14 protein-coding genes are annotated in these 13,531 nt (G+C 66.8%); 8 read left to right on the forward strand and 6 right to left on the reverse strand.

From position 1 onward, the window contains the following. Nucleotides 1–178: 178 nt before the first annotated feature. Nucleotides 179–754: a C40 family peptidase gene (locus tag KYG_RS20775; protein ID WP_008906901.1), complete on the forward strand. Its 576-nt coding sequence runs from the start codon at nucleotides 179–181 to the stop codon at nucleotides 752–754. 40 nt (nucleotides 755–794) lie between these two features. On the opposite strand, the gene KYG_RS20780 is transcribed toward KYG_RS20775, so the two are convergent. Continuing rightward, nucleotides 795–1,178, reverse strand: a complete 384-nt coding sequence (locus tag KYG_RS20780; protein ID WP_008906902.1) for a hypothetical protein — start codon at nucleotides 1,176–1,178, stop codon at nucleotides 795–797. A gap of 117 nt (nucleotides 1,179–1,295) precedes the next feature. Between KYG_RS20780 and KYG_RS20785 the strand changes: the two genes are divergently transcribed. The 3 genes from KYG_RS20785 to KYG_RS20795 all read left to right on the forward strand — a co-directional run bounded on the left by KYG_RS20785 (nucleotide 1,296) and on the right by KYG_RS20795 (nucleotide 2,837). Further along, nucleotides 1,296–1,970 carry an adenylate/guanylate cyclase domain-containing protein gene (locus KYG_RS20785; RefSeq protein WP_008906903.1) on the forward strand — a complete coding sequence of 225 codons (675 nt, stop codon included), beginning with the start codon at nucleotides 1,296–1,298 and terminating at the stop codon, nucleotides 1,968–1,970. Between the two features lie 103 nt (nucleotides 1,971–2,073). Further along, nucleotides 2,074–2,325: a GlsB/YeaQ/YmgE family stress response membrane protein gene (locus tag KYG_RS20790; RefSeq protein ID WP_008906904.1), complete on the forward strand. Its 252-nt coding sequence runs from the start codon at nucleotides 2,074–2,076 to the stop codon at nucleotides 2,323–2,325. A gap of 11 nt (nucleotides 2,326–2,336) precedes the next feature. After that, on the forward strand, nucleotides 2,337–2,837 hold the full coding sequence (locus tag KYG_RS20795) for a hypothetical protein (protein WP_034695661.1): 501 nt from the start codon (nucleotides 2,337–2,339) through the stop codon (nucleotides 2,835–2,837). An 80-nt stretch (nucleotides 2,838–2,917) separates the two neighbouring features. Here KYG_RS20795 and KYG_RS20800 read toward each other — a convergent pair whose 3' ends face one another. Then, nucleotides 2,918–3,958, reverse strand: a complete 1,041-nt coding sequence (locus KYG_RS20800; RefSeq protein WP_008906906.1) for a tripartite tricarboxylate transporter substrate binding protein — start codon at nucleotides 3,956–3,958, stop codon at nucleotides 2,918–2,920. 72 nt (nucleotides 3,959–4,030) lie between these two features. Next, nucleotides 4,031–4,507: a DUF3237 domain-containing protein gene (locus KYG_RS20805; protein ID WP_008906907.1), complete on the reverse strand. Its 477-nt coding sequence runs from the start codon at nucleotides 4,505–4,507 to the stop codon at nucleotides 4,031–4,033. A 124-nt stretch (nucleotides 4,508–4,631) separates the two neighbouring features. On the opposite strand from KYG_RS20805, the gene KYG_RS20810 reads away from it, so the two are divergent. Both KYG_RS20810 and KYG_RS20815 read left to right on the forward strand, forming a co-directional pair. Further along, nucleotides 4,632–5,492, forward strand: coding sequence for a LuxR family transcriptional regulator (locus KYG_RS20810; RefSeq protein ID WP_192810338.1), 861 nt, complete (start codon nucleotides 4,632–4,634; stop codon nucleotides 5,490–5,492). Nucleotides 5,493–5,527: 35 nt separating this feature from the next. Further along, nucleotides 5,528–8,326: a DEAD/DEAH box helicase gene (locus tag KYG_RS20815; RefSeq protein ID WP_008906909.1), complete on the forward strand. Its 2,799-nt coding sequence runs from the start codon at nucleotides 5,528–5,530 to the stop codon at nucleotides 8,324–8,326. Nucleotides 8,327–8,367: 41 nt separating this feature from the next. On the opposite strand, the gene KYG_RS20820 is transcribed toward KYG_RS20815, so the two are convergent. From KYG_RS20820 to KYG_RS20830, 3 genes are read right to left on the reverse strand one after another with little or no spacing between them, the layout of a single operon-like run. Continuing rightward, nucleotides 8,368–9,000, reverse strand: coding sequence for a DUF3592 domain-containing protein (locus KYG_RS20820; protein ID WP_008906910.1), 633 nt, complete (start codon nucleotides 8,998–9,000; stop codon nucleotides 8,368–8,370). Beyond that, nucleotides 9,000–10,799 (reverse strand): DUF3592 domain-containing protein, encoded by a 1,800-nt coding sequence (locus KYG_RS20825; protein WP_139019431.1) that lies wholly within the window; start codon nucleotides 10,797–10,799, stop codon nucleotides 9,000–9,002. The genes KYG_RS20820 and KYG_RS20825 overlap by 1 nt, the downstream gene beginning before the upstream one ends. Further along, the gene (locus KYG_RS20830; protein WP_139019432.1) at nucleotides 10,796–11,269 is read right to left on the reverse strand and encodes a hypothetical protein; all 474 of its coding nucleotides are present in this window, start codon (nucleotides 11,267–11,269) and stop codon (nucleotides 10,796–10,798) included. The genes KYG_RS20825 and KYG_RS20830 overlap by 4 nt, the downstream gene beginning before the upstream one ends. A 373-nt stretch (nucleotides 11,270–11,642) precedes the next feature. Between KYG_RS20830 and ada the strand changes: the two genes are divergently transcribed. Together ada and KYG_RS20840 are read left to right on the forward strand one after the other, a co-directional pair. After that, a complete protein-coding gene (gene ada, locus KYG_RS20835) occupies nucleotides 11,643–12,776 on the forward strand; it encodes a bifunctional DNA-binding transcriptional regulator/O6-methylguanine-DNA methyltransferase Ada (RefSeq protein WP_050813912.1) in 1,134 nt (377 codons plus the stop codon). Next, nucleotides 12,773–13,528 carry a 2OG-Fe(II) oxygenase gene (locus KYG_RS20840; protein WP_008906914.1) on the forward strand — a complete coding sequence of 252 codons (756 nt, stop codon included), beginning with the start codon at nucleotides 12,773–12,775 and terminating at the stop codon, nucleotides 13,526–13,528. The genes ada and KYG_RS20840 overlap by 4 nt, the downstream gene beginning before the upstream one ends. The last annotated feature ends 3 nt before the right edge of the window (nucleotides 13,529–13,531 follow it).

Raw genomic sequence — 13,531 nt, forward strand, 5'->3', positions numbered from 1 at the left:
TTTGATCCGTGGAACCGGGGCTTGCCAGCAGTGAGGGCGCCCAAGCGCCCGTGCGCGTCCGCCGGCCCCCCGGTGGCATCCGGAAAAACCCGAAGCTTCGATTTAGTTGAACAAAATCAAGGACTTGCAAAAGGGCGCCGGTTTGGCATGTAAGGATACCGTGGTACCCTTCGCCCCCATGTTCCGATGGCTTTGCATCTTCCTCCTGGCTTGTACCCCCCTTGCGCATGCGGCCCCTCAGGCCGGCACCCCTGACGAGGTGGAGCGCTTTATCACCGACAAAAGCCTGCTCAACCGCCTGGAAGACGCGGGCCACAAGGTGGCTGACAAGGCCCACACCGTGGCCGACCAGGCGTCTACGCTGGTCGGAAACGCCATGGGCTTCCTGGGGATTCCCTACAAGCGCGGCGGCAACAGCGCCGACACGGGCTTTGACTGCAGTGGTTTTGTGCGCGCCGTGTATGAACAGACCGTGGGCCTGCTGCTGCCCCGCCGGGCCGACCAGCAGGCTGCCGCCACGCAAGTGATCGACAAGAAAGAGCTGCAACCGGGCGATCTGGTGTTCTTCAATACCATGCGCCGCCAGTTCAGCCACGTGGGCATCTATGTGGGCGACAACAAGTTCATCCACTCTCCGCGCAGCGGCGCCCAGATCCGCGTGGAAGACATGGGCGTGGCGTACTGGGCCCGCCGCTTCAACGGCGCCCGCCGTGTGGCCGCGTCCGCCGGCGAAGACATCGCCAAAGCCCCTTGAGCCGTTAAAGAGCGGCTGCCTCGCCCACCGGTAGCAGCGCTTATTTGATTTCGTAGGTGGTTTCGGTGCTCCGGATGGGCCCGCCCACCACATTCGCTGGTCGCACGGACGGATCGCGCAGCATGGCCTTCGCGGTGGCCATATCAGCCTGGTAGCGGCTTCGGGCCTGCGCCTCGCATGCCTTGCGCTCCGGGCTGCCCATGGCGCGGCATTCCTCCAGACTCACTTTCAAGCCGCCTCCCGCCTCGCGGATGGCGGTCTGGTAACGCTGCTGGGGCGTTGTGTCCGGCACCGCGCCCCGCGCCAGCGACGCTTCGTCGTTCGTCTGCGCAGTAGCGTGTCCCGGATACACGGCCAAAATACCCACGGTGAGCGCCGCCGCAAACACCAGAGGAAAAGCGCGCAGGGTAAAAGCGTGTGTCATGGGATCCTTGCCGGGAAAAAGTGGAACGTGTTTGACTGTAGGCCGCGCGGCGCGTTGACACCGCCAGCATCTGGCGCACTACCATGTCGGACATCGCCCACACACCCTTTGATTTTCATGACCGCCTTGGAGCCCACGACCTCCCCGCTGGACGCACCGCATGACAAGGAAAGCCTGCGCCGGCTGCTGTCGCGCCGCATCCAGCAGCCCTCCCAGGCCGCCGCCATTGACGCGGCCATCGAACGGGCGTTTGTGCGGGATGTGGCCATCCTGGTGCTGGACATGTGCGGCTTCTCGCGCATCACTGCGCGCCACGGCATCATTCACTTTCTGGCCATGGTGCACCAGATGGAGCAAGCGGCGCGGCCCGCCATCGTCGGCAACGGCGGCGAGGTCATCAAGCAGGAGGCCGACAACCTCTTTGCGGTGTTCACCACGGCCGAACAGGCGCTGGAGGCCGCGCTGGACACGCTGCGGGCACTGGACGCCATGAACGCCGTGCTCCCGCCGGAGCGGGCGCTGCTGGTCAGCGCTGGCATCGGCTTCGGCCCCACGCTCGTGATTGCCGATGAAGATCTCTTCGGGCCCGAAATGAACGGCGCATGCAAGCTGGGCGAAGACATTGCAGCTGCCGGGCAGATCCTGCTCACCCAGGCGGCGCATGCAGCCCTGCCGCCCGGGCGCTACGCCTGCTCTGCCGAGCTGCATGAAATATCCGGCCTGGTGCTGCCATCGCACCGGTTCGGGCAGTGCCTTTTCGAGCGGCCATTGCGGCAGCCGCCTGAAGGTTGAGCCTTGTACCGCCACAGGGCGCCTTGTCTGACACCCACCACAGCCGCCGTTGCCTACAGTACCGGCATCGCACGCACAACTGACTACCCAACGGGGAAAGAACATGATGTCTTTGATAGGAACACTGCTGATCGGTCTGATCGTGGGCTTTCTGGCCCGTGCACTCAAGCCGGGGAACGACAAGCTCGGATGGATCATGACAGCCTTGCTGGGTGTGGCAGGCTCGTTTCTGGCCACGTATCTGGGCGTGGCCATGGGGTGGTACCAGCAAGGCGAGGCCGCAGGCTGGATCGCCTCGGTGGTCGGCGCCATGGTGCTGCTCGTGATTTACGCCCTGGTCAAGGGCAAGCACTGAAAACGGTGGCCATGCCTACAGCATCACAGATGGCGGCCGGTAACCCGGCCCTGGAGGCCGCAGTACGGCGCGCGCGCAGTTTGCTGCACCGGCGCGCCCTGGTGGCCGCGGCCGCCAGCGCGGTGCCGGTGCCCGGCCTTGACTGGGCGGTGGATGCAGCGCTGCTGTCGCGCCTGCTGCCCCGTATCAACACCGAGTTCGGCTTGTCGCCAGCGCAGATCGACCAGTTGGATCCCACCCAGCGTGAGCAGGTGCAAAAGGCCGTGGCGCTGGTGGGCTCGGTGCTGATTGGCAAGCTGATCACGCGGGAGCTCGTCATACGCGCTACCCAGACGGTGGGCCTGCGCTTGACGACCAAACAGGCCGCCAAATATGTGCCGCTGGCAGGCCAGGCAGTCGCAGCCGCCATGGGCTACGCCACCTTGCGCTATCTGGGAGAGCAGCACGTGCGGGACTGTGTTCGCGTGGTCCAGCAGGCCCAGCTGCAGTTGCCTGCGCCCCCGACCCGCTAGCGATCCTCTGCACGTAAACCCCGCGATTCCACACGGACTTCACGTGCTGAACGCCCGCCGCGGGTAGCGCGGGTGCAGGCTCAGTCGGCCTTGAAACCCGTGGCCGCCACAGCTTTGCCCCAGGTCACCGTGTCTGCTGCAATGGTGCGCGCAAACTCCTGCGGGCTGGTGCCCGTGACGCGGAACCCCGCTTCCTCCATCTTGGCCTTGCCTTCCGGCGACTGAACGGCTTTCACGATGTCTGCATGGAGCTTGGCGACGATCTCGGGCGGCGTGCGGGTCGGTGCCACGATGCCAAACCACGATGAGAATTCCAGGTTGGCGTAGCCCTGCTCCTTGATGGTTGGCACATCGGGCAACATGGGCGAGCGCGTAGCTCCGGTCGTCCCCAGCGCGGCCAGCTTGCCAGCCTTTACCTGGGGTGCACCCAAACCCACGGTGGCGAACACGCCCTGCACGTCGCCACTGAAGAGCCCGCCAAGCGCATCTGATGTGTTGTTGTAGTGGACCGGCTCGGGCTTGAGCTTGACCGCATCGCCAAACATGAACGCACCAAAATGCCCCGGCGTGCCCGCGCCAAAAGTAGCCAGAAACAGGCCCTTTTGCTGCTGGGTCCAGGTCACAAAATCCTTCACGTTGCGCGATGGCACTTTTTGCGGGTTGACCAGCAGCACAAAGTCGGCCGTCACCACCTGGCTCACGGCCACAAAGTCCTTCGCAGGGTCATAGGGCAGTTTGTTGTAGCTGCTGGGGGCAATGCTGAGCTGCCCGGTTTCACCCAGCATCAGGGTGTAGCCGTCCGGCGCAGCGCGTGCTGCCTCGCCAGCGGCAATGAGCCCGCCCGCGCCGGGCTTGTTGTCCACGATCACCCCCTGGTTGCCCCAGCCCTCCGACAGTTTTTGCGCCAGCAGCCGCGCCACGATGTCGGGCCCCGTACCCGCCGGAAACCCTACGATGATGCGCACGGGCTTGTTGGGGTAGTCCGTCGCCTGCGCGAGGGCGCCCGTGGCAGGCGCGAGGCCCGCCACCACCACGGCCGCGGCGGCCCCCGCGTTGCGCAGTGCATGGCGGCGGGAGAACGGGCGGGGCAGGCTGCGGGTGGGCGTGAAAAAAGAGGTCATGACAGAGTCTCCAGGGTGTTGTTGTGTGCAGTCAGTGAACGAAGGGGAAAAAACAAAATACGATGGACGCGGCTACATCAGCTCCCAGAACCGCATGACCACTGCGTCTGGAAAACGCGCCCCGGTTCCTGTGAACATGCGCTCGCTGATCCACCGCAGCGCGGGCGAAGCGGTCTCAAAGCGCGGGCTGCAGCGAAAGTAGATTTGCGCGGGGTCCACCTCTTCGCCGCGCAGAATCCGGGCCATGAGTTCGGGCGGGCCGGATCGCACCGCGCGGTTGTGTACGTAGACCAGGTCGCCAGCGTCCGTCTGCAGTGTGTAGCGTGCGTCCAGCTCGGCCAGGGTGCTGCTCACGATCAGCTGAAAATCCGCCCCACCCTGCAGCACCCTCGCCTGCCAGCCGTCGCCCACGGCCCGCCCGCCGGTGATGGGTATCAGCCGGCGCAAACCATGCACGGTGCTGCCGACTTCCTGCGGCGTGCCGACCTCCACGCGCAGATCGGCAAAAAATCGCAGACGGGGTTCCATCAAAGGCACGTTTTCGCTCATGGCTCCAGCTTTCGGGTGACAAGAAAGGTTCAGCGGGCTTAGCGTAAGTCCCGTGGCGCTTGACCCGTGTCATCCCTGAAGATGACAGCATGACAACGCCTGCCTGGCACCCCACCCACCACCCATGAGGCACTGGCTTCCAGCTAGCACGGCCGACAATCGCGTGGCGCCTGCACCCAACCTCACGGGCTCCGCGCTGGGCGCGATGGTGCACCGGCTCGGTGATGACGGGTTTGCCCGCAGCATGCTGCAAGAGCTGGCGCCCGTGCTGCCCGCCGCCTCGTGGTCGGTGTACCGCACGGGGCGCCAGTGCCGGCCCACGCTGTTCATGTCGGCCAGCCACGGCATTCCGGACACCACGCAGGACTGCTGGTGGGCGTATCTGTCGGGCCCCTACCGGACCGACCGTACCTGGGGTGAGTCGTCGGTCACCGCCCCCGGCACCCGGTTGTGCCATCTCACCGCCAGCGAAGTGGGTGGCGAACACCAGGCCCGCGTGTACGAAGCCCATGGCATGGCTGAGCGCGTGTCCATCGTCGAACATGAAGCTGACGGCTCGGTGTTCGCCGTCAACTTCTACCGCCACCAGCACCAAAAGCCCTTTCAGGACCGGGAGATCAGCGACTTCGAGGGCATGGCCCCGGTGCTGCTCGCGCTGACCCGCAAACACATTGCCCTGGCCCAGCGCCCCGGCGCGCTGCCGCAAGGCGTTGAAATGACGGCTGCTTCGGCCCCGCCATCGCTGTCCCACAGCCTGCCCGCCCTGCGCGAACGCCTGCTGCGCGCCCACGCCGGGCTGACCGGGCGCGAGCTGGACGTGTGCGCCCGCCTGCTGCAAGGCATGACGCAAGAGGGCATTGCCTGCGACCTGGGCCTGAGCCTGCCCACCGTCAAAACCTACCGCAATCGCGCATTCAGCCGCCTGGGCATCCACTTTCGCAACGAGCTGTTTGCGCTGGCGCTGGGCACCCAACGCGGCGCTTAGCCCCCGCCAACCACGCATGGGCACAATGCCTGCCCATGCCCAGCCTGCCGCCGTCGCCCGCTCCACCCACGCCCCCCGCAGGCCGTGCCCATGTGGTCGCGCAATGGGCCCAGGCCCTGCGCAACCGGGCCAACAGCGCCGCCCTGCAAGCGCGGCCCCCGCTGACCGATGCCGAAGCCGCACAGGTGATGGCGCAATTGCGGGGCGAGGGAAGCCACCGAACTGCGTCAGCCCCACCCGATGGTGTTGCTAAGGGCCACTTCCGCCCGCGCATCACCCTCATGACCCTGGGCCGGGGCGACGGCCTGCTGGGCATGGCGCCCCAGGGCAAGCTGGGGCCGCGCGGCGACAGCGTGACGCTGGTGCAGATTGACTGGACCTACCGCACTGACGATGGAGCCCACTGGCAGACGCCTGCCCCCACGTCCATCCTCAACGCCCGCCCCGCCCCCGTGCAAGACCTGTTCGACACCGGCGGCCCGGTGGTGCGCATGCAGCGCAACCTGGGCGCCGAGGCCGACGCCATGGACCGCGTGTGGGACCTGGGCCTGATCCCCGTGGACGCGAGCAAGCTGCAATGGCGCCACCGCGCCGCTGCTGCCACGCTGGGCCCCGTGTGGACGCTGGCGCAGGAGGCGCACTTTGGCGACTTCTGGGCCGACGTGGTTCCGCTGCTGCGCGCCGAGGGCTGGAGCGTGGTGGTGCAGCCCGGCTTTGCACACGAAAGCGTGCCCGTGTTGCGCTGGAAGCTGCTGATCGCCCCCGACACGGGCGAACTGCTGGGCAAGGAAGTGGACGGCCCGCTGGCCCTGCGCGAACGCCCCGTGCAAAAGCTGCAACTGCCCGAGCGCGAAGGCGCCTGGCTGCTGAGCCTCGGGATCGAGATCGACGGCGAAACGCTGGACCTAGCCCCCATGCTGGCCGACCTGCTGCGCCGCGATGCGCGCTGGCTCAACGCGCAGCAGATGGCCGCTATCGACGACCTGGCCATCATTAAGCTGCGCGCACCGGGCGGCAAACGCATCGACGCGCCGGCCGGGCCGCTCAAGGCCATCGTGGGCGCCATGGTCGATCTGCTGACCGACCCGACCCGTAACCAGCGCAAGGATGGCGATCCGCTGCACCTGGGCGCGTGGGAGGCCCGCCGCATCGAAGCCCTGCGCGCCGGGCTGGTGCTGGCCCACCGCGTGGGTACGGTCAACGGCTGGAACAACGACTGGCAGCTGCAGGGCGACGTGGGCCTGGCCCAGCTCGCCCAGCGCCTGCGCACCATCGGCACCCCGCAGCCGGTGGCCGCGCCGCGGGGACTTCAGGTGCAACTGCGCCCCTATCAACTGGAGGGCCTGGCCTGGCTGCAGTACCTGCGCGCGCAGGGCCTGGGCGGCATATTGGCCGACGACATGGGCCTGGGCAAAACCGCACAGGCCCTGGCCCATGTGCTGGCCGAGAAAGAGGCAGGCCGTCTCACCCGCCCCGCCCTCGTCGTGCTGCCCACTTCGCTGCTCTTTAACTGGCAGGCCGAGGCCACCCGCATGGCCCCGGGTCTGCGCGTGCTGGCGCTGCACGGTGCGAGCCGTGGCCAGCGCTACCTGCAGATTGCCGACCACGACCTGGTGCTGACCACCTACCCGCTGCTCTGGCGCGATGTGGAAGCGCTGGCCGCACAGCCATTCCACCTGCTGATCCTTGACGAAGCGCAGATGGTGAAGAACGCGGGCAGCCGCAGCGCCCGCGCCCTACGCAAGCTGCAGGCTCCACACCTGCTGTGCCTGACGGGCACGCCGCTGGAGAACCACCTGAGCGAGCTGTGGGCACAGTTTGACTTTTTGATGCCCGGCTTTCTGAGCGATGTGCGCAGCTTCAACGCCCGCTGGCGCAAGCCCATCGAGGAGAACGGCGAAACCCTGCGCGCACAGCTGCTGTCGCAACGCGTGCGCCCTTTCATCCTGCGCCGCCGCAAGCAGGATGTAGCCACCGAGCTGCCGCCGCGCACCGAGGTCATCCAGCGCGTGCAGCTGCAGGGCAAACAACGCGAGCTGTACGAGGCCGTGCGCACCACAGCCGACAAACAGGTGCGCCGCGCGCTGGAGCGCCAGAGCTTTGATGGCGCGCAGATCACCATCCTCGATGCGCTACTGAAATTGCGCCAGGTCTGCTGCGACCCCAGGTTGGTGAAGGGCACCACGAAGACGGCGCACACCATGGAGCGCGCCAAGCTGGAGCTGCTGGCCGACATGCTGCCCGCCCTGGTCGACGAAGGCCGCCGCGTGCTGGTGTTCTCGCAGTTCACCGAAATGCTGGCACTGGCGGCCGAGTTGCTCGACACCCTGGCCCTGCCCTACCTCACCCTCACCGGCCAGACGCCGCCGCGCCTACGGGGCGCGGTGGTGCGGCAGTTCCAGGCACAGGACGCAACCAGCGCCCCCATCCTGCTGGTGAGCCTCAAGGCCGGGGGCCTCGGCCTGAACCTCACGGCCGCCGACACCGTGATCCACCTCGACCCGTGGTGGAACCCCGCCGTCGAAGAGCAGGCCACCGCCCGTGCCCACCGCATCGGGCAGAACCAGCCCGTGTTTGTCTACAAGCTGGTGGTGGAAGGCAGCATCGAAGAACGCATGCTGGAACTGCAGGCCCGCAAGGCCGCGCTGGCCCAGGGCGTGCTGGGCCACGACGCCGAGGGTGCGGTCAAGTTCAGCGAGGCCGACCTGCACGCCCTGCTGGCGCCTTTGAGTGAGCCAGTCAACAACCCGCTGGGCATTCCGGGCGAAGACGCGCTGCGCTGGGGCGGCACCGGCAAGCGCCGGCCCAGGCCGCTGCAGCCGCCAGAAGTTTGAGTGTTTTTGGCCTCTATCGCTTATCCAGTAAGCGCTAAAAGCTATGAATTGTGTAGCAAACCATCTGCCCTGCGCCGCGTTTTTCTGCCCCGCCGTCCCTGCCGGCGCGCGCCCACCGCCATCATCAACATAAGCACACCAGCGCCGCCCGAGAAGCCTGCAATCACCAGGTTCAACACCAGCGGGCCAGCACGCAGACTGCGGTCCACCACCGATTCCGTCGGGTTCGCGGGGTTGACCCACACCTGCACCGACGTACCCGAGCGCTGCGCATTGTGCAGCCGGTCCGCCAGTTGCTGGTGAAAGCTGCGCCAGCTGTCCCCCGAGCCATCCACCGCAGCGCGCGTGCCGATGTACTGCGTGCCGTCTGCCTGATAGCGATAGCGCACCACGGTCGCGTAGTACGGGGCACCGCGTGCCATTCTTCCCTGGTGCAAGCGCACAGACTCCACCAGCGCGGGCACGGGCTGCCATTGACGCATGCGCGACCAGTCGTAAACCGTGGGGCCCTCACTGAAGACGAGCAGGGCCAGGCTTGTCGCCACAAGCATCAAGGCCACCAAGGTCAATACAAGCTGCGACCAGATTCCCACGCCGAAAGCGCCTTTCGATCCGAAAGAAGAAGGGGCGGCATTGTTTCGGCGCAGCCGTTTGCGCGCGCTGGCTTTACCCACTATGGCCCGTCCAGCGCGGTGTAGCCGCTGCGCGACTGCACCATCTGCATCAACTCCCGCGCAGCGGCCAGACCACGCACGCCCTCGGCCAGGGTGACGCGACCGCCCCCTTGAAGTTCTGCCACGAGGCGGTAGTTGGGCACGCTGGATGCGCCGGAGCGTGTGCCGCCACCCTCTTTGAGCCTCAGACCCACCACCTGCTCAGCGCGGGCCTGATGGCGGGCCATGACGAAGCCCAGCACGCGTCTTTCGGTCCACAGCCCCTGGCGGTCGATGTGCACGCGCAGGCTGTTGGCCAGCTCGTACAGTCCGCCGAGCAGGATGGCGCCCCCCGCCCCGCAAAACACGATCGGGAACAGCATCGGTGCACCTTGTTTTCCTGCAAACCAACCCGCCCCGGCAAAAATGGCCCCGAACACCAGCACCATCAGCGAAGCGGCCCAGCGCCTGCCGGCGGCAAAGTAAAGCTCCACGCCGCCAGGCAGGGCTTGCACGCTCGCCAGGTCAGAAAGCTCCTGGGACATCAGTGCATGCAAGCCCGGGTGCTGCGTTGCATCGGCGCTCAGGCGGCTGGATATGGCGCCGGTGGCGTACACCGGCACGCCAAAGCCACGGGCAAACTTCAATCCCGGCGTGGTGCTTTGCACCTCAACGCGCCAACCGTGGTGCTCTTGGGCCACGGGGTCTTGCGATGCAGGCAAGTGCGCAGGCACATCAAACCGAAAGCTCACGGCCACGCCATTGCCGTGGGGTTGCACCTGGGCCATGCCTTCCGCGCGCCACAGTTCGTGCTCGTTGTCTTCGTCATTGCCGCGGCCGCTGCCTTTTTCGTAGCGGGTGCACAGCAGCCGCGTGACAAAAACCAGGCCCGGCGCGTAGGCCACCGGCAGCGCCAGGGTGGCGCCAAAGTGGCCTCCTATCGCGCCAGGGAACGGGTCCAGCACCAGGCGAGCGTCGCCAAAACGGCGCGCATCGAACGTGGCGCGCACCGCCCACACCAGCAAACATGTGCCCAGCACGCCAAAAAATGCCATCGCACCCAAAGACACCCAACTGCCGCGCGCCCACGCTGCGGGCAGCTTGAGCACCATCAGCGGCATCGCCACCGCATTCCATACCAGTGCGATGACCCACGCGGTTTTGAGCGTTTCGCGCTGGTCCGACCGGATGCTGTTGTCGGCCCACTCTGCACGGTGTAGCCAGGGCGCAGGACCTTCATCGCTGCGTGTGGTCGCCTGCCCAGGCGGCTCGGTCAGCGTCCCGCGCCAGACAGCGCGGACAATTTTGGTCAGCACCACCAGGCCAAAGCCGCCCGCAAGCAGCGACATACCCAGCGCCAAACCCAGCAGACCGGGCCGCAGGCTGCGGTCGGCAATCGACTCGGCGGGGCGCTCGGGGTTCACCCACACCTGCACCGGCGTCCCCGTGTGCTGCGCGCTTTTCAGCCGTCGGCCCAGTTGCTCCTGAAAGCTGCCGATGTTGTCTGCCCGTTCGTGAATGGCTGCGCGCTGCCCGGTGTAGGTCACGCCAGCCACCTCATAGCGGTAGCGCACCGCCACGCTGTGCGTGGTGCCGCCTTTGCTGCCATGGTGGCTTTGCAGCGTGGCCGACTCCACCTGGGCGGATACCGGCTGCCAGCTTTGCATGCGCGCCCAGTCATAGATGGCAGGGGCCACCATCAGCACAAAGATGGCAACACCTGCTGCCGCAAACGGCAGGGCAAACAGCGCCAGCACCCACACGCCGCCCGGCATCTTCTGTCGGCTTGTCCCTTCGGGGGACGCCCGGCGCTGCCTCACGGCAGGTGATCGTAGGTGGATTTGGAGGGCACGTCCGCGTTTGAGAAATACGGGTCCGGGTCCAGGCTCAGCAACTTGCCCTGCTGCGTCAGGATATAGGCGCTGCCGGTGTCGCGCCGAGGGCTGTTGGACACATACAGCCGCGCCTTGTCTGCGCGCCAGGTGCCGCGCATCAGCGTATCGCGCAGGGCTTTCTGTACAGCACTTTCAGAGGCTGCTGCGCCGCTGGATGTTTTCAGGTCGATGTTGATGATCTGCGCATCCGCCTGTATGACCAGCACCTGCCCGGTCAGAAAACCTGGGGGCGGCGTGCCGTTGATGCTGGCGACCTTCCAGCGACCGACCAGAGGGTGCGTGGCCGTGGTGTCCGCCGCGTGGGCCGTGGGGACCGGACCAAAAAGGGCGGCAAACAAGGCCAGCAGCAATGCGTTGCGCATGGGCGCCCTGCGGGGTTCACGGGTGTGTGGCATGAGATCTCCCTCCGAACTTTTGCTGTTTTGTATTGAGTTAATTCGCTGGCCTCGCGCTGGCGGCAAAACGCGTGCAGTTTAAAAGAACGGCAGCGCGAAAATTCCTGCGCCTTGTCTGCTTTATTTTTGGTGTTTTTGACCTCTATCGCTTATCGATAAAGCGCCAACAGCTATCAAACTGAGAGTTTTTTCCGCATTGCACGCAGCCTGCTGGCGTGGCGCAGAATTCAAAAGCAAGCTTCGGAGTGCGCATCACGCACCCCGTACCTAAAGTGCACGGCATCGCAAACCACCGTGTGAGCCATGCACCATGAACCCGAACGCCACCCGCACCCACAGCAACGCCAACGCACTGACACGACACTTCGTCGCCATGCCCACCCGCGCCACACCATCCGCCAAGGCCGCACAGGCCGCCGCCACCCAGGCCGACCCGCGCTGGGCGGCAGTGGCGGCGCGCAGCGCAGCGGCGGACGGCAGCTTCTGGTATTCGGTGCAGACCACGGGCGTGTACTGCCGCCCCAGTTGTGCTGCGCGTGCACCCCGGCCGGAGAACGTGCGGTTTCACGACAGCTGCGCGGATGCAGAAGCCGCAGGCTTTCGCCCCTGCCAACGCTGCAAGCCCCGGCAGCCCACGGCGTTGTCGCACCACGCCGCGCTGGTCACCGAGGCCTGCCGCATCATCGAAGGCGCTGCCGCCGGTGAAGCGCCCACGCTGGATGCGTTGGCCGCCCAGATGGGCCTGAGCCCGTCGCACCTGCACCGCATCTTCAAGCAGTCCACGGGCCTCACGCCCAAGGCGTATGCCGCCGCCCAGCGTGCGCAGCGCCTGCGCAGTGCGCTCGACAACGCACACACGGCCTCGGTGACGGACGCGATCTACAGCGCGGGTTACCCGTCCAGCAGCCGCTTTTACGAACAATCGGCCCAGGTCCTGGGCATGACGCCCAGCCACTACCGCGCGGGGGGTGCGGCGCAAGACATCCGCTTTGCGATCGGCCAGTGCTCGCTGGGTGCCATCTTGGTGGCGCAAAGCGACCGGGGCATCTGCGCGATCTTGCTGGGGGACGATGCCGACACCCTGGCGCGCGACCTGCAGGACCGGTTTGCGCACGCCCACCTGATCGGCGGGGATGCCGCGTTTGAAGCCCTGGTGGCGCAGGTGGTGGCATTTGTCGAGGCCCCGGGCCTGAGGCTGAACCTGCCGCTGGACGTGCGCGGCACGGCGTTTCAGCAACGCGTGTGGCAGGCCCTGCAGGCCATCCCCGCCGGGCAGACTGCAAGCTATGCCGAGGTGGCCCAGCGCATAGGTGCCCCCACCGCCGTGCGCGCCGTGGCGCAGGCCTGCGCGGCCAATGCGCTGGCGGTGGCCATACCCTGCCACCGGGTGGTGAAAAGTGATGGCGCGTTGTCGGGCTACCGGTGGGGCGTGGAACGCAAACGTGCGCTGCTGGCGCGTGAAGCCGCGCCAGAGCCCGCACAACCGCTGGCGGAGAAGGTGGCATGAACGCTGTCCAGCTGCCTCACCACCCCGATCCGCAGAACGACGACTGGGCGCAGCGTGCGGCCTCCATCGACTGGCCAACAACCACCGAGGCCCTGCACCAGCAAGGCAACGCGGTACTGCCGCAACTGCTCAGTGCCACCGAATGCGCCGCGCTGGCCCGCCTGTATGGCAACGCGGATGAGCGCACCTTCCGCAGCCGCGTGGTGATGCAGCGCCACGGCTTTGGCCAGGGCGAATACCGGTACTTCAGCTACCCGCTGCCCGATGTGGTGGCCGGGCTGCGCGAGGCGCTATACCCGCACCTGGCGCCCATTGCCAACCAGTGGAACGCCGCCATGGGCCTGGCCGTGCGCTACCCCGCGCAGCATGCCGACTTCATCGCCCGCTGCCACGCCGCGGGCCAGGTGCGCCCCACCCCGCTGCTGCTGCAATACGGCGCTGGCGACTACAACTGCCTGCACCAGGACCTGTATGGCGAGCACGTGTTTCCGCTGCAGGTCGCGGTGCTGCTGTCAGAGCCCGGGCGCGACTTCACGGGCGGTGAATTCGTGCTGACCGAGCAGCGCCCGCGCATGCAGTCGCGGGCCGAGGTGGTGCCGCTTTTGCGCGGCGACGCCGTGGTGTTTGCCGTGCACTACCGCCCCGTGCAGGGCACGCGCGGGCCGTACCGGGTGCAGATGCGACATGGCGTTAGCCGCTTGCGCAGCGGGCGGCGGCACACACTGGGCATCATTTTTCATGATGCTGAATGACTG

This window comes from Acidovorax sp. NO-1 (genome assembly GCF_000238595.1).
Classification (GTDB): Bacteria; Pseudomonadota; Gammaproteobacteria; order Burkholderiales; family Burkholderiaceae_C; genus Acidovorax.

Coding starts and splice junctions, on each gene's coding strand:
- KYG_RS20775 (WP_008906901.1), top strand. CDS start 179: ATGTTCCGATGGCTTTGCATCTTCCTCCTGGCTTGTACCCCCCTTGCG.
- KYG_RS20780 (WP_008906902.1), bottom strand. CDS start 1,178: ATGACACACGCTTTTACCCTGCGCGCTTTTCCTCTGGTGTTTGCGGCG.
- KYG_RS20785 (WP_008906903.1), top strand. CDS start 1,296: ATGACCGCCTTGGAGCCCACGACCTCCCCGCTGGACGCACCGCATGAC.
- KYG_RS20790 (WP_008906904.1), top strand. CDS start 2,074: ATGATGTCTTTGATAGGAACACTGCTGATCGGTCTGATCGTGGGCTTT.
- KYG_RS20795 (WP_034695661.1), top strand. CDS start 2,337: ATGCCTACAGCATCACAGATGGCGGCCGGTAACCCGGCCCTGGAGGCC.
- KYG_RS20800 (WP_008906906.1), bottom strand. CDS start 3,958: ATGACCTCTTTTTTCACGCCCACCCGCAGCCTGCCCCGCCCGTTCTCC.
- KYG_RS20805 (WP_008906907.1), bottom strand. CDS start 4,507: ATGAGCGAAAACGTGCCTTTGATGGAACCCCGTCTGCGATTTTTTGCC.
- KYG_RS20810 (WP_192810338.1), top strand. CDS start 4,632: ATGAGGCACTGGCTTCCAGCTAGCACGGCCGACAATCGCGTGGCGCCT.
- KYG_RS20815 (WP_008906909.1), top strand. CDS start 5,528: ATGCCCAGCCTGCCGCCGTCGCCCGCTCCACCCACGCCCCCCGCAGGC.
- KYG_RS20830 (WP_139019432.1), bottom strand. CDS start 11,269: ATGCCACACACCCGTGAACCCCGCAGGGCGCCCATGCGCAACGCATTG.
- ada (WP_050813912.1), top strand. CDS start 11,643: ATGCCCACCCGCGCCACACCATCCGCCAAGGCCGCACAGGCCGCCGCC.
- KYG_RS20840 (WP_008906914.1), top strand. CDS start 12,773: ATGAACGCTGTCCAGCTGCCTCACCACCCCGATCCGCAGAACGACGAC.